Consider the following 21,220-nt stretch of genomic DNA (forward strand, 5'->3'; position numbering starts at 1 on the left):
GACTAGCGGCTAACCGGGCAATGCAGACGCGTCAACGCGCCCTGCCGCCCCAGAGGAGAAATAAGTGTGACCGTGATGCTGACACATCCGGACTGTGTTGTCTGCCCCCGACTGACCTGCCAGCCCGGCGGGAGCGTTAATGTTGAGATCTGCGACTGATTCCACGCATGATGCCATAGCTGGCGATACTGGCTAAGCGCCGCATACCGGGCTGCCAGCGCGCGATGATATCCGGATAACGCCGTCACAACTACAACCAGCAACATCATTGCCAGCAAAACCTCAACCATGCTAAATCCTTTTTGTCTGCTCAGGGTAACTGACATAGCGCACTTTCCTTAAGGGGGCAGAAGTCGCTCCAGCCGTGGGCAGAAAAGCGTATTTGTCCTTCCGCGATATCCCCGCCTCGCCATAGCAACAGATCGTCATTTCCGGCAATAAGCAAAACACGCTCCTCAAACAGCCTTACACAGACCCGCAGACCTTGTGTCTGCTTGCACTGAACCTCTGGCTGTAAAGCCCAGTCCTGAACGCGTCCCCACTCCAGTGCAGATTGCAAGGCAGCCTGCTGGCGAACAGACAAACTCTCGCCATTCACCAACGTACTAAAGGTTTGCAACTGCTGGTTTAATCCGGTGAGGATCAGCGTGCCGAGCACCAGCAATAGCAAGACCAGCGCCAGCGATGACATGCCCCGCTGACGATTCACAGATTAAACCCCGTTACGGTGTGGCGAGCCGAAAAGGGTGCGGTCAGTTCACCTTTGCGGCGGGCACGCAGCTCGATACTGATGACCGGCGCAAAGCCAGCACGATCGGTTTTAGTGACCATAAACTGCTCTATCAGGACCCGATCCGGGTCAGTGAGCTTATCCCATCCCTTACCTTCACAGGATGTCGCGCCCCGCAGCGTTTCGAGCGTTCCGGACTCAAGCCGGAATCCCGTGCTGTCATTTTCTGACGCGGTGCTATCCCACTGGCCGTTGCTGTTTGCATCCCACTGCACAATTGCACATCGCCCTTGCCTGCCGATAATTAACCCTTGCCCCTGACAATGCCCTGCACAGTATCCTGCTCGCTGGAGCTGTTTACCCATCGCAAGCAGGCGTTGCCACACCTCATCTTCCAGCTCCCGTTGCCCGGATTGCAGTAAAACACCCCGCTGTAGCCCCGGTAAAAAACGTGACGTGCTGAGTAACAGAATACTGCTTATCGTCATCGCAATCAGGACCTCCAGCAGGGAAAACCCTTTTTGTTTTACTGGCATAGACTTTCTCCTGCGGCATTACACAGCCTGATACGTCCGCCATTTGAGACAATAACCCACCACGCACCGGCGCGGCTCTGCACGCGAATATGTCCGGCCCATGCGGTATCCCTTAAGCCGTAAAATCCCAGCGCAGGCGTTACGTCGCTCAGCGTGACCTCCGGCCATAACGGTTTCATCACGAACGGGTCGCCGCTGTCGCAGCCCGGGACCACAGCGCTGACAAGGCAGGCCTGATTCCCGTCAGCGTGAAGCGCGATCCTGTGCTCGCTGTTGTGACGATTTGCGTCGTTTCGCAAGAACGCCAGGTAATCCCGCACCTGACAGGCTGTCTGCCAGAGCCGCTGCCGCTGTTGCCAGCTGTCCCAGCCATAAAGACCCGTCGCGCTGAGGATCACAACCAGCGAGATGGCGAAAAGGGTTTCGATAAGCGTAAAGCCATGTTCGTTTTTCATGGCGGAAGTGTGGCGGAATGGCAGAAAAGGCGCGAGCGTTAAACCAGAACATTACGAGCCGCTTTCCGGAGATTTTCACCCGTTGCAACGCGTTACATCGTCTCTGGAAACAGGCTCGAAGAACAAAACGAGCGCGAAAAAAAACCGGCGCTAAAGAGCACCGGTTGTGTCAGGATTCGCCGTATCAGATGGCGACAGGGGCTTTGATGCCAGGATGCGGGTCGTAGCCTTCAATCTCGAAGTCATCAAAACGGTAATCGAAGATCGAGTCCGGTTTGCGTTTGATCACAAGCTTCGGCAATGCACGCGGTTCGCGCGTCAGCTGGAGATGCGTCTGTTCCATATGATTGCTGTAGAGGTGGGTATCACCGCCCGTCCAGACAAAATCGCCCACTTCAAGATCGCACTGCTGCGCCATCATGTGCACTAACAGCGCGTAGCTGGCGATGTTAAACGGCAGGCCGAGGAACACGTCGCAGGAGCGTTGATACAGCTGGCAGGAGAGTTTGCCGTCCGCCACGTAGAACTGGAAAAACGCGTGGCAAGGCGCCAGCGCCATTTTATCCAGTTCACCCACGTTCCAGGCAGAAACAATGATACGGCGCGAGTCCGGGTCATTTTTCAGCTGGTTCATGACGGTCGTGATCTGGTCGATATGGCGGCCGTCCGGGGTAGGCCACGCGCGCCATTGCTTGCCGTAAACCGGCCCCAGGTCGCCGTTCTCATCTGCCCACTCGTCCCAGATGGAGACATTGTTTTCATGCAGATAAGCAACGTTGGTATCGCCTTGCAGGAACCAGAGCAGTTCATGAATGATCGAGCGCAGATGGCAGCGCTTCGTCGTCACCAGAGGGAAGCCTTCTTGCAGATTGAAGCGCATCTGGTGGCCAAAAATGGAGAGCGTACCGGTGCCGGTGCGGTCGTTTTTCGGCGTGCCCTCGTCGAGCACTTTTTTCATCAATTCAAGATACTGTTTCATGATTCCTCAGGAAAGTTGTTGCTGTGGACGACGACGATACGCCCAAATCATCATAATGGCACCCGCGACAATCATCGGAATGGAGAGGATCTGCCCCATGCTGATGTACTGTACCCACTCGCCGGTAAACTGTGCATCCGGCTGGCGGAAGAACTCGACGATGATACGAAACGCGCCGTAGCCAATCAGGAACAGACCAGATACTGCCCCCATTGGGCGCGGTTTGCGGATATACAGATTCAGGATGATAAACAGCACCACACCTTCCAGCGCCAGCTCATAAAGCTGAGACATATGACGCGGCAGAACGCCGTAGGTATCGAAAATGGACTGCCACTCAGGATGCGAAGGCAGCAGCGCGATATCCTCTGCGCGGGAGCCCGGGAACAGCATGGTAAACGGCACGCTCGGATCGACACGCCCCCAGAGTTCACCGTTGATGAAGTTGCCCAGACGCCCTGCACCCAGCCCAAACGGGATTAATGGCGCAATAAAATCAGCCACCTGGAAGAAGTTACGTTTGGTGCGTTTGGCGAAGATCACCATCACGAGGATCACACCAATCAGTCCGCCGTGGAAGGACATGCCGCCGTCCCAGACGCGCAACAGATAGAGCGGGTCGTTCAGGAATACCGGGAAGTTGTAGAACAGGACATAGCCGATGCGCCCGCCCAGGAATACGCCAAGAAAGCCAGCATAAAGCAGGTTTTCCACTTCGTTCTTCGTCCAGCCGCTGCCCGGACGACTGGCGCGACGACCAGCAAGCCACATGGCAAAGACGAAGCCCACCAGGTACATCAGTCCGTACCAGTGAAGCGCTACAGGTCCTATTGAGAAAATAACCGGATCGAATTCCGGAAAATGCAGATAACCACTGTTCATCTGTCACCACAAGATGTTGTTATTCCGCTGAAAGTGGACAGCGGCTGAATTGCATTCCCGCCGTTGGCAGGTGCTCCAAAGTTGCGAATCATAGCATAAGGCAGGCGCGGAGGATGCGCCTGAGATGTAAAAGATGTGTATAGGGTTTTATGCGCGCTGTTCCCCCTCACCCCATTCCTCTTCCTCAAGGGAGAGGGGGTCGTCCGAGCAGTCATTATTTTGTGGGGATCAGCGGCCGCCGCGGATCAAACCGCCCATGCCGCGTCGCTCCATAAACGCCGCCACCTGATGGCGCACTTCGGCTGCCAGCTGTGCTTCCAGGCTACGCGCGGCCAGCTCATGCGCCTCATCTTGTTCGATGTGACGTAACAGGTATTTCACGCGCGCAACGGAACGTCCGTTCATTGACAGGTGACGGAAACCGAGGCCAATCAGGATCGCCACGCACATCGGATCGCCGGCCATTTCACCGCACAGGCGCAGGTCGATATTATGCTGCTCGGCTTCGCGGGCGATCATCGCCAGGGCACGAAGCATCGCCGGATGCAGGCTGTCGTAGATACTGGCCACGCGGGTATTGTTGCGATCGACCGCCAGAATGTATTGCGTTAAGTCGTTGGTGCCAACGGAGATAAAATCAACGCGGGTTGCCAGCTGCGGTAACATAAAGACCATCGAAGGCACTTCCAGCATCACGCCAATACGGGGTTTAGGGATCGCGTAGCCGATCATCTCTTCCACTTCGCGCCCTGCACGTTCAATCAACCGCCGCGCTTCGTCGATCTCGTCAATACTGGTGACCATCGGCAGCAAAATGCTGAGATTCCCCGTGGCCGCGTTGGCACGCAGCATCGCACGAACCTGGATAAGGAAAATTTCCGGCTGATCGAGGGTAATGCGGATCCCACGCCAGCCGAGGCAGGGATTCTCTTCACTGATGGGCATATAGGGCAGTTGCTTATCCGCGCCGACGTCGAGGGTGCGCAACGTGACGGGTTTGTCGTTAAACATCTGCAACATGCCCTGATACTGCGCAACCTGCTCCTCTTCTGACGGGAAGCCGCTTTGCAGCATGAACGGTATTTCGGTGCGGTAGAGACCAATGCCATCGATGCGGCTGCCGAGCTTCTCTTCATGCTCGGGGCTTAATCCCGCGTTGAGCATCACCTTTACCCGCTCACCGCTCTTGAGCTGTGCGGGCAGGTTGACGTCATCTTCCGCCAGCTTGCTTAATTCATTCTCTTCGCTGATAAGACGCTGGTACTCCTGAAGGAGAACCGGCTCAGGATCCACCAGCAACTCACCGCGATATCCGTCCACCACCAGCGTACGGCGATGCAGTACGGAGGGCTGAATATCCGCCCCCATCACGGTCGGAATACCGAGCGCACGCACCATAATGGCGGCATGAGAGTTAGCTGCGCCATCGCGCACCACCACGCCCGCCAGCCTGTCCTGCGGTAATTCCGCCAGCGTCGTCGCCGAGAGTTCATCGGCCACCAGCACAAACCGGTTCGGCCAGGCATTCGCCCCCTGAATAGTATCATCGAGGTGGAACAGCAGACGTTGCCCAAGCGCGCGTAAATCGCCGGCGCGCTCTTTCAGATAGCCGTCAGTCAGTACCGCAAACTGCTCGGCAAATTTTTCAATGACCTTTTTAACCGCCCACTCTGCCACCGACCCCTTATCGACCTCGGCAAATAACTCACGACGCAAACGCGCATCGGAAAGCAGGTGTGAGTAGAGATCGAAAATGGCCGCCGTCTCTTTTTGCGCGCCAGCGGCAAAGCGTTTGCTGTAGCGACGAAACTCATTCGCCGCCTCTTCCAGCGCAGCGGTGAGCCGTTCGCGCTCAAGCGCCTCATCCAGCGTAGAGGCTTCGTAGACCTGCTCCATCAGCGGGAGCGTGGCATCCATCCAGCCTTCGGCTATAGCGACCCCCGGCGAGGCCGGAAGCGCGCGAATACGCGTATGACGATACTGACCAAAAAGAGCTGTCAGTTGGGACTGAGAGAGGATCGCCGCCATCTGCGTTGCCAGCGTGACGAGGAAGGACTCCTCGCTTTCATCGTACTGGCGCAGCTCGCGCTGCTGAACAACAAGCACGCCAAGCAGCTGGCGGCGCTGAATAATCGGTACGCCAAGAAACGCGCGGAAACGCTCTTCTTTGACGGAAGGGATATATTTGAAGCTGGGGTGTTTTTGCGCATCGGCAAGGTTGATTGGCTCCGCCAGTCGCCCGACCAGGCCAACAATACCTTCATCAAACGCGAGCGTGACGGTGCGTCCCCGTGGTTTTTTTAATCCGCGGGTTGCCATAAGGTAGTAGCAACGTCGGTCATGGTCGGCCAGGTAGACCGAACAGACCTCGGTTTCCATCGCAAGACAGATGTCCGTCACCAGAATATTCAGCGCCTCGTTGAGGCGAGGCGCACTGGCGACCTTTTCAACTATTTCTCGCAAGCGGGTGAGCATGATTTGCGTAGCTTAACCTCTTTTACGTCGCCAGGCAGGTGCGCTCTGTGGCTTCGGAGTCGTCTCCTGAAGCTGCATCACGACACTTGCGAACTCTTTCATCACCCTACGGTATACATCGCGCTTGAATGACACGACCTGACGAACCGGATACCAGTAGCTTACCCAGCGCCAGCCATCAAACTCTGGCGTGCTGCTGGTTTGCATATTGATATCTGAATCGTTGCCCACCAACTGCAAAAGAAACCACTTCTGTTTCTGGCCGATACAAACCGGCTTTGTGTCCCAACGCACCAAACGTTTCGGTAACTTGTAACGCAACCAGTTGCGGGTCGAAGCCAGGATGCGAACATCTTTTCGGCTTAAACCAACCTCTTCAAACAGCTCCCGGTACATCGCTTGTTCTGGGGACTCTCCAGGATTGATCCCGCCTTGCGGGAACTGCCAGGAGTGCTGACCATATCGCCGGGCCCACATCACCTGGCCCTGACGATTACAAATTACTATTCCTACGTTTGGGCGGTAGCCATCGTCATCAATCACCGGACTACCCCAAACTAAATCTGATATATGAATGATTGTTTCACACTACAGGGAGGCGGTAAACCACTCTCTTACAGGCCTGCAACCTAATAACATTTGAATAACTCACAATTTTGTGAGGAGTTATAAACAGATGAGGGCGACTGAGACCATTTTTATTCACCTTTTCTGTGGATATAGTTGTGAAGAAGTATGGAATTACCGATGAACAACCTTGTGGCCCGGCGAATCGGCAACTTTCATCACTTAAAATAAATTATTTAAATTCATCTAGTTAAACGTAAATTTAGGGTATCAAAGGCGATTAACGTGACGATCGTCACATCAAAGATCTTCCTGGTGATGAAAGATCGAACAGCGTCGGTTTTATCCACAGATTGTGCCAATAAGTTAGGCACAATTTGTGTGAAAATTCGATTTTCATCGCACGTCAAGGCTGTAAATTGAAACAGTAGTGGCGGTTATTCCCAGTTATCCCATTTTTCTGTGGATAACATGGTGTAAGATCCTGTTTATTGTCAGTGACCAGAATTGCACAACCTGTTTTTTAGCCATGGCGCGACGGGATACATTCCTAAAAAACATAATATAAATCATCCACATGGAATATGTACTCAGAAAAAAGTAAACTCTATCCACAAGGGATAAAATATCAGTTCATTTTTTAACCAAAAGGTTGTCAGCATGCATTCTCTCGCCCCACTGCTCTCTCCTCCCGTCAGTGAAGCCCAGTTGCTCCAGCAGGCACAACGTCTGGCAGGCTATGCACTGGGCGAGCTGGCCGTGATGGCGGGGTTGACGATACCCAACGATCTGAAGCGCGATAAAGGCTGGATCGGCGTGTTGCTTGAACGTTGGCTGGGCGCAAGCGCGGGCAGTAAACCCGAGCAAGATTTTGCGGCGCTGGGGGTGGAACTGAAGACGATCCCCATTGATAGCCTGGGGCGGCCACTGGAAACTACCTTTGTCTGCGTTGCGCCGCTAACGGGTAATAGCGGAGTGACATGGGAAACCAGCCACGTCAGGCATAAGCTGAAGCGGGTGTTGTGGGTACCCGTTGAGGGTGACAGGCAGATCCCGCTGGCAGAGCGTCGCGTTGGCGCCCCACTGCTCTGGAGCCCGGATGAAGAAGAAGAGAGACAGCTTTCCCAGGACTGGGAAGAGCTGATGGACATGATTGTGCTGGGACAGGTTGAGCAGATCACCGCCCGGCATGGCGAAGTGCTGCAACTCCGTCCCAAAGCCGCCAACAGCAAAGCGCTCACTGAAGCGGTAGGTGCACAGGGCGAACCGATCCTGACGCTGCCGCGCGGCTTCTATCTTAAAAAGAATTTCACCGGTGCACTGCTGGCACGACACTTCCTGTTGAAAACATAGTTTTTTACCAATTTTGCGCTCCGGCTAACATAATCTCCTCCTTTTTAAGATTTCCCCCCTTTCACCTGTCGTAATATCAGGTTATTACTACACTATGATTTGATACGAGCCAGGTGAGGATGAGAACGATGAAAAAATGGGCAGTAATTATCTCAGCAGTCGGTTTAGCGTTTGCGGTATCGGGTTGTAGCAGCGACTATGTCATGTCAACGAAAGATGGTCGTATGATCCTGACCGATGGCAAACCCGAAGTCGACGACGATACCGGTCTGGTGAGTTACCGCGATCGCGAAGGCAATCAAATGCAAATTAATCGCGACGAAGTCTCCCAGATCATCGAGCGTTAAACAGATAAAGGTCAGTAGCTTGCTGGCCTTTTTGAATTTTTCCTTCCCCTTTTGCCTTCCCTCTGCCATGTTTATATTCCTTTGTCGGGAGGTTCCTGACGCGGTCTGTATGTCTAAAAAAGGAAACCGGCTATGCATTATCACCGTATCCCCCATAGCGCTCTGGAGATCAGCCAACTGGGGTTAGGCACCATGACATTTGGTGAACAAAACAGCGAAGCCGATGCCCATGCACAACTCGATTACGCCGTCAGCCAGGGCATTAACCTGATTGACGTGGCGGAGATGTACCCAGTTCCTCCCCGCCCGGAAACTCAAGGTCTTACCGAAACGTATGTCGGCAACTGGCTGGCGAAACGCGGCAATCGGGAAAAGCTGGTCATCGCTTCTAAGGTTAGCGGCCCTTCCCGTAATAACGATGCCGGGATCCGCCCTAACCAGATCCTCGATCGCAAGAATATCCGTGCTGCGCTGGATGCCAGCCTCAAGCGCCTGCAAACCGATTATCTCGATCTTTATCAGGTGCACTGGCCGCAGCGTCCGACGAACTGCTTCGGTAAGCTTGGCTACACCTGGAACGAGAGTGCTCCGGCCGTCACCCTGCTGGAAACACTGGAGGCGCTTACGGAATGCCAGCGCGCGGGTAAGATCCGCTACATCGGCGTTTCCAACGAGACGGCGTTTGGCGTAATGCGCTATCTGCATCTGGCCGATAAACACGACCTGCCGCGGATCGTGACCATCCAGAACCCGTACAGCCTGCTGAACCGCAGTTATGAAGTGGGTCTCGCGGAAGTGACGCAGTACGAAGAGGTGGAGCTGCTCGCCTACTCTTGCCTGGGCTTCGGAACCCTGACGGGCAAATACCTGAACGGCGCGAAACCGGCTGGCGCGCGTAACACGCTTTTCAGCCGCTTCACCCGCTATAGCGGCGAGCAGACACAAAAAGCCGTGGCGGCCTATGTGGATATCGCGAAGCGTCACGGACTCGATCCGGCGCAGATGGCGCTGGCCTTCGTGCGTCGTCAGCCGTTTGTGGCAAGTACCCTGCTCGGCGCAACGACAATGGATCAGTTAAAAACCAATATTGAGAGTTTCCACCTGAACCTGAGTGAAGAGGTCTTAGCGGAGATTGAAGCGGTGCATCAGGTTTATACTTACCCGGCACCTTAAGTTGACGATTTGCCCGGTGGCGGCGTTGCCTTACCGGGCCTACAAAATCCGCCAACATCACGAAACGTAGGCCGGGTCAGGCGGAGCCGCCACCCGGCAAAGATATCACCGCCGACGCTGCCAGACCCACAGCCCGGTAATCGCCAGCGCGAACAGCGCGCCGAATCCCACCCCGATTGCCACAACCGGCGCACCTGCTTTTACCGCCAGCGAGTAAATCCCCAGCATCAGCAGCATCGCCATGTTTTCGCCAAGGTTTTGCACCGCAATGGCGTTGCCAGCCCCGACGGTCTGCTTGCCGCGCTCCTGCAAAAGCGCGTTGAGCGGTACCACAAAGAAACCGCCTAATACGCCGATCAGTAACAACAGGGCATAGGCTGGCAATATGGCATGTTGCAGGGAGAAGAACAGAACGCCGACGCCGATCAGGATCCCTGCAGGCATGCAGCGCGCAACGGTTTCAAGCGTTACCAGTTTGGCCGCAGCCCCGGCCCCGACCACAATCCCGACGGCGACCATGGCATTCAGGTAGGTCGGCGTGGCGTTGTCTGTTATACCCAGCGCCACCGGCACCCACAGCACCAGCAGGAAACGCAGCGTAACGCCAGCCCCCCAGAACATGCTGGTGCCCATCAGCGAGAAGCGTGTTTCACCGTTACGCCACAGTACGCGGCAGGCGTTGAAGAAGCTGCCGGTCATTGGCCCGAAGCGCCAGGATTGTCCCGGACGCGCCACGGCCAGTTTGGGGATAAACAGGTTGGCGATCACCGCGCCACCGTACATCAGTGCGCAGATGCCAAGCGCGGCGAGCATGTGCCAGTCTGCCAGTACGCCTCCCGCCACCGAACCCAGGAGAATAGCCGCAATGGTGGAGGACTCCATCAGGCCGTTGGCCTTCACCAGCTTATCGCCGGTGGTGAGCTCACCCAGAATGCCGTACTTCGCCGGGGAGTAAGCTGCCGCGCCAATGCCTACCAGCGTGTAGCCAACAAACGGGTTGATACCAAAGCAGATGCTTGCCGCGCCCAGAAGCTTAAGACTGTTGGCAAACATCATGACCCGACCTTTGGGGAAGCTGTCCGCCACCTGGCCAACAAACGGCGCAAATACAATGTAAGCACCCACAAACACCATCTGTAGGATCGGCTGGCTCCAGTCGGGATAAAACTCAGCTTTCAGCAACGCCAGCGTAGCAAACAGCAACGCGTTATCGCCGAACGCGGAAAGAAACTGGGCGGCGATAACCGCCATCATGCCTTTCGACCAGATTGAAGTGTTAGTGTGTACTGACTCACGCATTATGCTGTTCCGCCTCTTCAACCATGCCCTTCAGGGTCACAAAATCGGGTTTACCGCTGCCCAGCACCGGTAACTGTTTGAGGTAACGAATATCGCGGGGGACCGCCAGCTCGGGGATACCATGTTCGCGCGCATACCTGAGAAGCGCATCACGCTTCAGTTCACTGTCAGTAGTAAAGAGCACCAGCGCCTCGCCTTTACTGGCATCACTTTTCACCACGGTCGCATGCATTTTCTCCGCCGAGACTGCGGTCGCCAGCGTCTCGACCATTTCAAGAGAGACCATTTCCCCGGCGATCTTGGCGAAGCGTTTTGCACGTCCCTGGATCTGCACGAAGCCCTGATTGTCGAAGCGCACGATATCGCCCGTGTCGTACCAGCCCGTTTCAACCTCGCCATTGACGTTCTCGGCCGTCGGCGCCTCAAGCACGCCCGGGTTTTCCACACGCAGATAGCCGTTCATGACGTTCGGCCCTTTCAGCTGAAGACGTCCGCCGTCTTCAATACCCGGCACCGCCAGCAGACGCGCGTCCAGTCCCGGCAGAATACGGCCAACCGTTCCCGGTTTTGCCGCCATCGGAACGTTGATGGAGACCACCGGCGCGCACTCCGTCACGCCATAGCCTTCCAGAATCCGCAGGCCAAACTTGTCCTGCCAGATCTGGCGCGTACTGTCCTGGAGTTTTTCCGCCCCCGCCACCACGTAGCGCACGCGGAAGAAATCATACGGGTTGGCGAAGCGCGCGTAATTTCCGAGGAAGGTGGACGTCCCGAACAGCACCGTGCAGTTACGGTCATAAACCAGCTCCGGCACAATGCGGTAGTGCAGCGGGCTTGGGTAGAGGAACACCTCGGCACCAGTCAGCAGCGGCGTAAAGAGACCCACGGTCAAACCAAATGAGTGGAACAGCGGCAGCGCCGACATAAAGCGATCGTTGGCGGTAAAGTCAGCGATGGTTTTAATCTGTTCGACGTTTGCCAGAATACTTTTGTGGCTATGAACCACACCTTTCGGGTTGCCTTCAGAGCCGGAGGTAAAGAGGATAATGGCATCATCCTCCGGCTGCTGCTTAACCTGCGCCAGACGCGGCATCAGCAGGTGCGCGAAAATCCACAGCTTGTCGGCGGTCGTGACGTCTGCTTTCAGATCTTCCAGGAACACCCAGCGCACCTGCGTCAGCTGTTCCGGCAGGTGCCACAGCTTGCCTTTATCCAGGAACTGGCGGGAGGTAAAGATGGTGTTGATTTGTGCTGCGGTAATCGCGCTGGAGAGCCCTTTCACGCCCGCCGTGTAGTTCATCATCGCTGGAATGCGGCCCCGGGAGACGGCACCAAAGATCACCGCCGCGCTGATACCCGCGTTTGGCAGCATCAGGCCGATCTTTTCGCCCTGTTTGCTGTACTTTTCCAGGATACGCCCGACAAACAGCGTTTTGGTCAACAGCTTACGGTAGGTATCCGGCGTAAAGTTGATGTCTTCGATGCAGTTTTTCTTCGCACCGTAGCGATACTGCGCCGACAGCAACGATTCATACAGCGTTTCGCGCGGGCGTACGGCCATGCGCGCTTCCATCATAATCTGGTGCAGCATTTCCCCGGCGATTTTACGGCGGTCACGCGCGCGCGGCGCCTCGGGCATCGGCAGTGACGTCGGCGGTAATATATGCAGCGTAATTTTCGGGAACAGACGCTGCTTCACCAGCCCTTTCAGACGGCTGAAAAAGGTCAGCTCAGCCCCGTCGATGCGTAGCGGCACGACGGTGGCCTGAGACTTCGCCGCGACAAAACCGGCGCCGTCGTAAATTTTCATCAGGGAGCCCGTCACTGAAATCCGCCCTTCCGGGAAGATAACCACCGGACGCCCCTGCCCAATCAGACGCACCAGATGTTTAATCATCATCGGTTTGGTAGGGTCGAGCGGGACAAAATCAATCAGCGGCCTGAGCCAGCGCATGTACCATTTTTCACTGATGGAGCTGTACACCGCAAAGACGGGCCGCACGGGCAAAAAAAGCGCCAGCAATACGCCATCAAGAAAAGAGACGTGATTCGGTGTGATAAGAACACGCTCGCCATAGAGTGCCTGCGTATCGCCAGTCACGCGAATGCGAAACAGGACACGAAACAGTGTGCGGAAGAACCCAAAAAGCATTTCAACTCCCTTTGCCAGCCAGTGTGAAAGGTATAAATGGTGGCAGATTACACGAGAAGTAGTGAGGGAGCGATAGCAAAAACAGAGGCGAAAAAAAACCTGCGCATCCGCGCAGGTTGGTGCAAGTGAAGAGTACGAAAACGTACCAGGAATTCTCACCAATCAATACCTCTGGGATCTTGATTGTGGCCTCCGGCGACAGGCTTCGCCAGCAGGAAAACGCAAGGGAATGAGCCGAAGTGCAACCAGGTGTGAATAATCTCTTTTGCTGTTACAGGTTGAACTTACAGGCAAAAAAAAACCTGCGTAAAACGCAGGTTGGTGTAAATCGTGTTAATCAACCGAAGTTGATTCCACCTATCAATACCTCTGGGATCTCGACTCTAGCAATTCACAACGCATCGTTGCCAACGGACAATCGCAACAGCCTGAGGCAAAGTGTAACTAAAGGTTCAGATTGACATTATTCAGACATGACTGGCCGTGTAACGATTACACCGCGAGGGATGTTCTGCTTCACGTTTGCAGAGGACGCTCACCCGCTCCCCTTGAATGCGCGCCGCTTTTCCGCAACACTAGTTAGTGTGTAAACGCTTACCCCTATAAGAAGGTATTGAATGGCGACAATTAAGGATGTGGCTCGTCTGGCCGGTGTTTCCGTCGCGACCGTCTCCCGCGTGATCAACAACTCCCCTAAAGCGAGTGATGCATCACGCCAGGCCGTGCAGGACGCCATGGAAAACCTGAATTATCACCCTAACGCCAACGCACGCGCCCTTGCCCAACAGTCGACAGAAACCATCGGGCTGGTGGTCGGGGATGTATCCGATCCGTTTTTCGGTGCGATGGTCAAAGCCGTAGAACAAGTTTCTTATCACACCGGTAATTTCCTGCTGATTGGTAATGGCTACCACAATGAACAGAAAGAACGCCAGGCCATTGAGCAGTTGATCCGTCATCGCTGTGCGGCGCTGGTGGTCCATGCCAAAATGATCCCCGACGCCGAGCTGATCCATCTGATGAAACAGATGCCGGGGATGGTGATTATCAACCGTATTATTCCCGGATTTGAAACCCGCTGCGTGGCGCTCGACGACCGTTACGGCGCATGGCTCGCAACCCGTCACCTGATCCAGCAGGGCCATACCCGAATTGGTTATCTGTGCTCCAACCACCCAATTTCCGATGCGGAAGATCGCCTTCAGGGCTATTACGACGCGCTGCGCGAAGCCGGTCTGCCGTGCAACGATCGTCTTGTGGCGTACGGAGAACCGGATGAGAGTGGCGGCGAGCAGGCGATGACCGAGCTGCTGGGCCGCGGGCGGAATTTCACCGCCGTGGCCAGCTATAACGACTCCATGGCCGCCGGCGCGATGGGCGTGCTGAATGATAACGGAATCGACGTCCCGGCAGAAATTTCGCTGATTGGCTTTGATGATGTGCTGGTGTCGCGCTACGTGCGCCCTCGCCTGACCACCGTGCGCTACCCGATCGTGACCATGGCAACGCAGGCGGCAGAACTGGCGTTAGCGCTGGCCGAGCATCGCCCGCCACCGGAAATTACCCACCTGTTCAGCCCAACCTTAGTGCGCCGTCACTCGGTGGTATCGCCCGCGGAAGCCGTGAGCGAACAGCGATAGAGATGGACGGTTTTATCCGGGTATTCCAGGGCATCACCGATGTAGTGCCAGCCGTAACGTTCGTAGAAGTCGCGGCAGGCAGACCAGAGATGAAGCTCGTGATACCCGGCGCGTCGCGCGTAGCCGATAACATGCTGCTGAAGTTTTCCCGCCAGCCCGTTTCCCCGCGCGGCTTCATCGACATACAGCGCAGCCAGCCAGGGATGAAGATCCTGCCGGGAAATTAAATCGCAACGCCACAACCCAACGGTGCCCAACAGCCGGTCTTCCTCAACAGCAATAAAGGTGAGCGGTAACTCGCCCGGCGTCAGGCTGTGCTCGACAATGCTCTGGAAAAAGGCACGCGGCATACCTTCACCAAACGCGTTCCAGATCCAGTCGATCACCTGCTGTGTAAACTGCGGCGCAGCGTGAAGCGGCAGTATATTCACACCAGCTTCCCCTGGAAAAGAGGGACCGATTCGAAGAGATAGCCGTCAAAATCGGGCGCGTCTTCGTCTGACAGCTCAAGCAGGCTCTTTTTGACGTTTTCAAGATGCTGGAACATCGCCTGCCACGCCCCCATCACGTCGCGGCGGCGGAGCGCAGCGAGAATGGTTTGCCTGTCTCCGAGCCACTTCAGGCGCCAGGCGCGGCTGGCGATATGGCCATTGAACTGCTGCCACAGCGGACTGCTGTCCATGTGATGCCAGACGCTCTCAACCGTCGCCAGCAGCATCTGGTTTTGTGTGGCCCCAGCCAGCACCAGGTGGAACATTTTGTTGTTGTCCTGGCTGCGATCGTCGACGGCAATCGCCCGTTGCTCTTGCTCGATAATGCGGCGCAGGTTGTCGATGTCCGCCCGTGTCGCCATTTTTGCGGCAAAGGCAGCGATGTTGCTTTCAAGCAGTTGACGCGCCTGAAGAATTTCAAACGGCCCAACGTCACTGTTCAGAAAACGCTCTTCCTCGTTTTCATGCTCTTCCGGAATGCGCATCACGTACACGCCAGACCCCTGGCGAATATCCACCGTCCCCTGAAGCTCAAGCATCAGCAGCGCCTCGCGCACGATAGTGCGGCTGACGCCATACGTCTCGGCGATGTTGCGCTCCGGCGGCAGACGCGATCCCACGGGATAATGCCCCTGGATAATCTGCGCCCGTAAATCCTCGCCAATCTCCTGGTACTGTTTTTTTTCCGGCAGGATGACAGCCTTATCCACGTTTTCACCTGTGTTTTTCAGTTAATGCGCGGGCCGGACGTCCTCCCGGCCAGTTTGTGCGCTATTTTACCAGAAGGCTTACTTCCATTCATCGTCTACCCTGAGCGTCAGCACACGCTCATCGCGCAGCTGGCGGAACCAGGACGCTGATTTCTTTGCCCGCCGTGCGCGTTGATTTTCAAGGTCGATCTCAATCAGCCCGTAGCGGTTTTTAAACGCGTTCATCGGGGAGACATTGTCGGTGAAGGCCCACAGCATATAACCGTGACAGTTCGCCCCCGCCTCCCGCGCCAGCAGCGTGTAGTAGAGATGTTCACTGATAAACGCGATGCGGTACGTATCGTCAATGACGCCGTCACGATTGCGATACTGCACTTCGTTCTCCACGCCCATCCCGCTTTCCGCCACAAACCAGTCAATGTTGCGATAGTCGTTTTTAATCCGCATCGCCATGTCGTAAATAATGCGCGGAAAGATCTCCCAGCCGCGGGAGGTGTTCATACGCCGTCCGGGCAGCTCAAACGGCTCGTAGTAGTACGCCGGATGGAACGGCGTCTCCGGGTGCCAGGCGCGGGACGGGGCTTTGACGCGATGCGGGTAATAGAGGTTAATGCCCAGCTCATCGACGGTGTTGTCGGCAATCAGCGCCAGCTCGTCAGCCGTGTAGTCCCACTGCACCTGATGCTGCGCCAGCAGGGTAAAGAGCGCCTGCGGATAGCGCCCATGCACCAGCGGGTCGAGAAAGACGCGGTTGTAGAACAGATCGTACATCTCTGCCGCTCGCACGTCATGCGGCGCGCGGGAGCGCGGATAGGTCACTTCCGGGTTAAGAATACAGCCCACCGTGCCGTCATACCCTTTCTCGCGAAACAGCTTCACCACTTTCGCCGTCGCCAGCACCTTATGGTGGTTCCACTGCATCCAGGTGCTGGTGCTCTGCTCATAGGGCCAGCGCAGCGCGTCAAGGTAGACGCGCGTCTGGACCACAATCGGTTCGTTGAAGGTAAACCAGCGGGTGACTTTGCCGTGAAAGCGCTCAAATACCTTTTCCGCATAGCGAACGAACAGCTCGACGACGTGCTTTGACGCCCAGCCGCCGTAGGTTTCCAGCAGCACGCCCGGCAATTCGTAGTGTTCCAGGCAGATCATCGGCTCAATGCCCTGACGGTGCATTTCATCGAACAGCGCGTCGTAATAGGCGGCGTACTCTTCATCTACGGTGGCGTTTTCATAGTCGGTCAAAAAGCGCGACCAGTTGATCGAGGTGCGATAGTGCGTCAGGCCCGCCTGCTTCATCAGCGCCACGTCTTCACGGAAGCGATTAATAAAGTCGGTTGCCACCGCCGGGCCATAGCCGTTGTGCCAGACGTGACGATCGTTCTTGTACCAGAGATCGATCCACGAATCCTGCCCTGGCTTTTTGCCGCTCCAGCCCTCGGTCTGCCAGGCCGATGCCGCCGCGCCCAGCATAAAATCCTGCGGTATAGTTATCTGTTTTATGCTCATCGTATCCTCATGCGTTATCGGTGGCTTGTTGCAGCGCGGCCTGCTCTGCGCGGCGTGAGGCAATTTTCACAAACGGCAGATAGATAATCACCGCGGTCACGATGCAGATAAACTGGGTGATGACCGCCCCCATGGAGCCCGCCGTTGACAGCCAGGCGTTGATCAGCGGCGGCGTGGTCCAGGGCACCATCACCACGGCTTTCCCGGCAAATCCGGTCACGGTGGCAAAGTAGCCAATCGAGCCCGTCACCAGCGGCGTGATGATGAACGGGATAGCCAGGATCGGGTTGAGCATGATTGGCATCCCGAAGATCACCGGCTCATTGATATTAAAAATACCCGGCCCGATGGAGAGCTTGGCTATCTCCTTCATCTCTTTACGTTTGGTGGCAATCATGACGGCTATCAGCAGGCCGATGGTCAGGCCGGAGCCGCCGATGCTCATATAGACGTCCCAGAACGGCATGGTGATGATGTTTGGCACCTCTTTGCCCTGCTCGAACGCGCTCATGTTAACGGTGATTGCCCCCAGCAACAGCGGCTCGCGGATCGGCTTGATCATCTGGTTGCCGTGAATACCAATCACCCAGAACAGCTGGGCGACAAACATCAGCAGCAGGATCCCCGGCAGGCTTTGCACCACGCGCTCCAGCGGCTGTTGCACCACCTGGTAAACCGCGTCGTAGAGATACATGCCGGTAATCTGATGAAACACGAAGCCAAAGGTGGCGATGGCGGTGGTGGTGATAATGGCCGGGATCAGCGCAGAGAACGACGCGGCGACGTTCGGCGGCACCGTGTCCGGCATCCTGATTTTCAGCCCCTTGCGGTTTTCCAGCCAGCAGTAGATCTCCACCGACAGGATGGCGATAAACATGCCGAGGAACAGGCTGCGGGTATCAGAGAACTGGCGCAGCAGCACGTCTTTCACCACGTGCATCTCACCGTCCACCAGCATTTCCACCGTGGTCGGCGTCACGCAGATAAAGCAGATCACCGCCAGCAGGCCGGGGAACAGGGACTTAATGCCGTTAATACGCCCCAGCTCAATGCCGATTAAAAACACCGCGCCGATGTTGAGAAAGTTCAGCGTGGCGTAGTTGAGCGCGCTGGTGATCGGCTTTAAGGCCGCGAGAAACGACAGCGACTGAAAGCTCGCCAGACCGTTTTTCGGATCCAGCACCATATTGGAGATCAATACCGAGAACGCCCCCACTATGATGACTGGCATTAAGGTAATAAACGCAGACTTGATCGCCTGGATATAGCGATAGCTGTTGAAGGTAGTGGCAAAACTGCCCAGAGCGTCGATCAGTTTTTCCTGAAATGCCATAGGGTAATACCTCAGTAAAAGGGCTTTTATTGAATAAGGTGTACAGCCGGATACTATTGGTATGCCAAAAATAGCGTCCACAGGCGATTTGTTCTGTGATTAAGCTCCCAACGCCGTTAGAGGTATTCCAGATTATGATTTATCACCATTTTGGTATACCAATGGCAGGCATTTATTCCGCGGGCGATGATCGTTACTGAAAAGCGTGATCGTTATGGGGTTTTGTCCTTCCCACGTCGCTTATGCGCCGGATGGTCTGTGTTAAACTGCAAACCATTACGTGGAAACAGGAATTTCGAATGGCAACAATGCTGGATGTCTCACTGCGTGCGGGCGTGTCGAAGGCCACCGTTTCGCGCGTGCTGAACGGCACAGGTCAGGTTAAAGAGAGCACGCGCCAGCAGGTATTTCGCGCGATGGAGGAGCTGGGCTATCGTCCGAACTTTCTCGCGCGCTCGCTGGCTAACCAGACCAGCAACAGCATCGGTCTGGTCGTCTCGACGTTCGACGGTTTTTACTTTGGTCGTTTGCTACAGCAGGCGTCACGGCAGACCGAAACGCACGGTAAACAGCTGATTGTTACCGACGGTCACGATGCCCCTGAACAGGAAGAACTGGCGGTGCAGATGCTCGCCGACCGCAAGTGCGACGCCATCGTGCTGTACACGCGTTACATGAGCGAAAAGACGATCCTGAAGCTGATCAACAGCGTGCAGACGCCGCTGGTGATCATTAACCGCGAAGTGAGCCAGGCGGCGGATCGCTGCGTCTTCTTTGAACAGCAGGACGCAGCCTTCAAAGCGGTGGATTACCTGATAAGCCAGGGCCATCGGGAGATCGCCTGTATCACCGTCCCGATCCACACCCCAACGGGTAAAGCGCGGCTGATGGGCTACCGTAAGGCGCTGGAGAAGCACGGTATTCGTCTCGATGAGCGGCGGATTAAATACGGCGATGCAGGCATGACGCGGGGTTACGAGCTGTGCAAGGAGCTGATTGCGGAAAAGACATCGTTCAGCGCCCTGTTTGCCTGTAATGATGATATGGCCCTGGGCGCCTCCAAAGCATTACACCAGGCCGGGCTGAAGATCCCGCAGGATATTTCGCTGTTTGGTTTTGACGATGCCCCCAGCGCAAAGTGGCTGGAGCCTGCCCTGTCGTCGGTGTATTTGCCGATCGACAACATGATCGTCACGGCGATCGACCAGGCGATCCGGCTGGCAAAAAACCAGCCGGTTGAAGCGATCCCACCGTTCACCGGCACGCTGGTGTTACGCGATTCGGTGACAACAGGGCCCTGGTTTAATCAGACCAGCTCTAACGCCAGCAATTCCTGAATGGTCTGGCGACGGCGAATCAGCCGCGCCACGCCATTATCAAACAGCACTTCCGGCAGCAGCGGACGGCTATTGTAGTTCGAAGACATAGACGCCCCGTATGCACCGGTATCATGCAGCACCAGATAATCTCCCGGTTTTACCTCTGGCAGCGAACGGGTTTCGACTTTCCCGCCTTCCTGCTGAGTAAAGACGTCACCGGATTCACACAGCGGGCCGGCAACAACGGTCTCGATGCGCGGGGCGTTGACCAGATCGCGGCCATCGGCGGCAAGCGCGGTGATGTGATGATAGCTGCCGTACATGGACGGGCGCATCAGGTCGTTGAAGCCAGCATCAATCAGCACAAAGTGACGGCTTCCCATCTCCTTCACGCTCCGCACCTGCGCCACCAGCACGCCAGCTTCGGCGACCAGGAAACGACCCGGCTCAATCTCCAGCTTCACCGCATGGCCCAGATGAGTGGCGATGCTGTCACGCGCGGCGCTCCACAGGCCGTAATAGTGATCCGTGTCGATCGCCTCTTCCCCTTCGCGGTAAGGGATCGAAAGCCCTCCCCCGGCGGAGATCGCCTCCAGATCCTGACCAAAATCGATAACCTGACGCACCATCGCGCCACAGACCTGCTCAAGATGGCCATAATCCACGCCGGATCCGATATGCATGTGAATACCCACCAGCTTAAGGTTGTAACGTTGTAAAACCTCCAGCGCCGCAGGCATATCGGCATACCAAATCCCGTGCTTGCTGTTTTCGCCCCCGGTGTTGGTTTTCTGACTGTGACCGTGACCAAAGCCCGGGTTGATGCGCAGCCAGACGCGATGGCCCGGGGAAACCTGCCCAAGCTGTTCCAGCATATCCACCGAACCGGCATTCACCGGGATTTGCAGCTCGTGCACGCGCGCCAGCGTGGCGTCGTCTATCAGGTCAGCGGTGAAGACGATCGCGTCGCTATCGGCCTTTGGATCAAACCCGGCCGCCAGCGCACGTTCGATTTCACCCAGCGATACGGAGTCAACCTTCACGCCCTGCTCGAGCATCATGCGCAGAATATGAATATTGGAGCAGGCCTTCTGCGCAAAACGCACCACGTCAAACTGATGCAGCGCGGCGATTTTCTCGCGAACAATCTGCGCATCGTAGACCCACACCGGACAGCCGAATTCGGCAGGCAGGCGCAGCAGGTTATCGGCGTTTAAATCGGTTTCGGTCTGGTTGAGGGGGCGTGGCATGGTCGTCTCCGGTATTCTGTTTT

Annotated in this window: 20 protein-coding genes and 1 pseudogene; 6 read left to right on the top strand and 15 right to left on the bottom strand. The window is 56.0% G+C overall.

The genetic code is table 11. The features are described from left to right. Positions 1-2 precede the first annotated feature (2 nt). The 8 genes from L350_RS06850 to rppH all read right to left on the bottom strand — a co-directional run bounded on the left by L350_RS06850 (position 3) and on the right by rppH (position 6,600). Complete coding sequence (locus L350_RS06850) at positions 3-326, bottom strand: prepilin-type N-terminal cleavage/methylation domain-containing protein (protein ID WP_023298509.1); 324 nt, start codon at positions 324-326, stop codon at positions 3-5. Continuing rightward, the gene (locus L350_RS06845) at positions 311-709 is read right to left on the bottom strand and encodes a DUF2509 family protein (RefSeq protein WP_032626037.1); all 399 of its coding nucleotides are present in this window, start codon (positions 707-709) and stop codon (positions 311-313) included. Before L350_RS06845 ends, L350_RS06850 begins: the two co-directional genes overlap by 16 nt. Then, entirely contained in the window at positions 706-1,266 is a 561-nt protein-coding gene (locus L350_RS06840; RefSeq protein WP_032626039.1) for a prepilin peptidase-dependent protein, read from the bottom strand. Before L350_RS06840 ends, L350_RS06845 begins: the two co-directional genes overlap by 4 nt. Further along, positions 1,257-1,721: a prepilin peptidase-dependent protein gene (locus L350_RS06835; RefSeq protein WP_032626041.1), complete on the bottom strand. Its 465-nt coding sequence runs from the start codon at positions 1,719-1,721 to the stop codon at positions 1,257-1,259. The genes L350_RS06840 and L350_RS06835 overlap by 10 nt, the downstream gene beginning before the upstream one ends. A gap of 184 nt (positions 1,722-1,905) precedes the next feature. Beyond that, complete coding sequence (gene thyA / locus L350_RS06830) at positions 1,906-2,700, bottom strand: thymidylate synthase (RefSeq protein WP_006811817.1); 795 nt, start codon at positions 2,698-2,700, stop codon at positions 1,906-1,908. 6 nt (positions 2,701-2,706) lie between these two features. Beyond that, on the bottom strand, positions 2,707-3,582 hold the full coding sequence (lgt, locus tag L350_RS06825) for a prolipoprotein diacylglyceryl transferase (RefSeq protein ID WP_032626044.1): 876 nt from the start codon (positions 3,580-3,582) through the stop codon (positions 2,707-2,709). A gap of 228 nt (positions 3,583-3,810) precedes the next feature. After that, complete coding sequence (ptsP, locus tag L350_RS06820) at positions 3,811-6,057, bottom strand: phosphoenolpyruvate--protein phosphotransferase (protein WP_023306854.1); 2,247 nt, start codon at positions 6,055-6,057, stop codon at positions 3,811-3,813. A 12-nt stretch (positions 6,058-6,069) separates the two neighbouring features. Continuing rightward, positions 6,070-6,600, bottom strand: a complete 531-nt coding sequence (gene rppH, locus L350_RS06815) for an RNA pyrophosphohydrolase (protein WP_032622373.1) — start codon at positions 6,598-6,600, stop codon at positions 6,070-6,072. Between the two features lie 454 nt (positions 6,601-7,054). Between rppH and L350_RS24760 the strand changes: the two are divergent. The 4 genes and pseudogenes from L350_RS24760 to L350_RS06800 all read left to right on the top strand — a co-directional run. Continuing rightward, positions 7,055-7,129, top strand: a pseudogene (locus tag L350_RS24760) (hypothetical protein); the annotation flags it as partial. 155 nt (positions 7,130-7,284) lie between these two features. Beyond that, positions 7,285-7,977, top strand: a complete 693-nt coding sequence (gene mutH / locus L350_RS06810) for a DNA mismatch repair endonuclease MutH (RefSeq protein ID WP_022649239.1) — start codon at positions 7,285-7,287, stop codon at positions 7,975-7,977. Between the two features lie 128 nt (positions 7,978-8,105). Next, the gene (locus L350_RS06805; protein WP_003862794.1) at positions 8,106-8,324 is read left to right on the top strand and encodes a YgdI/YgdR family lipoprotein; all 219 of its coding nucleotides are present in this window, start codon (positions 8,106-8,108) and stop codon (positions 8,322-8,324) included. 132 nt (positions 8,325-8,456) lie between these two features. Further along, a complete protein-coding gene (locus tag L350_RS06800; protein ID WP_015571754.1) occupies positions 8,457-9,497 on the top strand; it encodes an NADP(H)-dependent aldo-keto reductase in 1,041 nt (346 codons plus the stop codon). A gap of 105 nt (positions 9,498-9,602) precedes the next feature. Here the strand turns inward: L350_RS06800 and lplT are convergent, their stop codons facing one another. Together lplT and aas are read right to left on the bottom strand one after the other, a co-directional pair. Further along, complete coding sequence (gene lplT, locus L350_RS06795) at positions 9,603-10,796, bottom strand: lysophospholipid transporter LplT (protein WP_032626048.1); 1,194 nt, start codon at positions 10,794-10,796, stop codon at positions 9,603-9,605. Beyond that, entirely contained in the window at positions 10,789-12,948 is a 2,160-nt protein-coding gene (gene aas, locus L350_RS06790; protein ID WP_032626050.1) for a bifunctional acyl-ACP--phospholipid O-acyltransferase/long-chain-fatty-acid--ACP ligase, read from the bottom strand. The genes lplT and aas overlap by 8 nt, the downstream gene beginning before the upstream one ends. A 617-nt stretch (positions 12,949-13,565) precedes the next feature. Here aas and galR point away from each other — a divergent pair. Further along, positions 13,566-14,588 (top strand): HTH-type transcriptional regulator GalR, encoded by a 1,023-nt coding sequence (galR, locus tag L350_RS06785; RefSeq protein ID WP_003862806.1) that lies wholly within the window; start codon positions 13,566-13,568, stop codon positions 14,586-14,588. Here the strand turns inward: galR and L350_RS06780 are convergent. The 4 genes from L350_RS06780 to L350_RS06765 all read right to left on the bottom strand — a co-directional run bounded on the left by L350_RS06780 (position 14,543) and on the right by L350_RS06765 (position 18,628). Beyond that, on the bottom strand, positions 14,543-15,019 hold the full coding sequence (locus L350_RS06780; RefSeq protein WP_032626051.1) for a GNAT family N-acetyltransferase: 477 nt from the start codon (positions 15,017-15,019) through the stop codon (positions 14,543-14,545). The two genes, galR and L350_RS06780, sit on opposite strands and share 46 nt — an antisense overlap. After that, complete coding sequence (locus L350_RS06775) at positions 15,016-15,789, bottom strand: GntR family transcriptional regulator (RefSeq protein ID WP_022649243.1); 774 nt, start codon at positions 15,787-15,789, stop codon at positions 15,016-15,018. Before L350_RS06775 ends, L350_RS06780 begins: the two co-directional genes overlap by 4 nt. A 78-nt stretch (positions 15,790-15,867) precedes the next feature. Further along, entirely contained in the window at positions 15,868-17,295 is a 1,428-nt protein-coding gene (locus tag L350_RS06770; protein WP_032626054.1) for a glycoside hydrolase family 1 protein, read from the bottom strand. Positions 17,296-17,302: 7 nt separating this feature from the next. Continuing rightward, a complete protein-coding gene (locus tag L350_RS06765; RefSeq protein WP_003862812.1) occupies positions 17,303-18,628 on the bottom strand; it encodes a PTS sugar transporter subunit IIC in 1,326 nt (441 codons plus the stop codon). A gap of 299 nt (positions 18,629-18,927) precedes the next feature. Between L350_RS06765 and L350_RS06760 the strand changes: the two genes are divergently transcribed. Then, on the top strand, positions 18,928-19,965 hold the full coding sequence (locus tag L350_RS06760) for a LacI family DNA-binding transcriptional regulator (protein ID WP_022649245.1): 1,038 nt from the start codon (positions 18,928-18,930) through the stop codon (positions 19,963-19,965). Here L350_RS06760 and lysA read toward each other — a convergent pair. After that, on the bottom strand, positions 19,935-21,197 hold the full coding sequence (gene lysA / locus L350_RS06755) for a diaminopimelate decarboxylase (protein WP_032626057.1): 1,263 nt from the start codon (positions 21,195-21,197) through the stop codon (positions 19,935-19,937). The two genes, L350_RS06760 and lysA, sit on opposite strands and share 31 nt — an antisense overlap. Between the last annotated feature and the right edge of the window lie 23 nt (positions 21,198-21,220).

The sequence above is a fragment of the Enterobacter sp. MGH 4 genome (assembly GCF_000534735.1).
Lineage (GTDB): Bacteria > Pseudomonadota > Gammaproteobacteria > Enterobacterales > Enterobacteriaceae > Enterobacter > Enterobacter intestinihominis.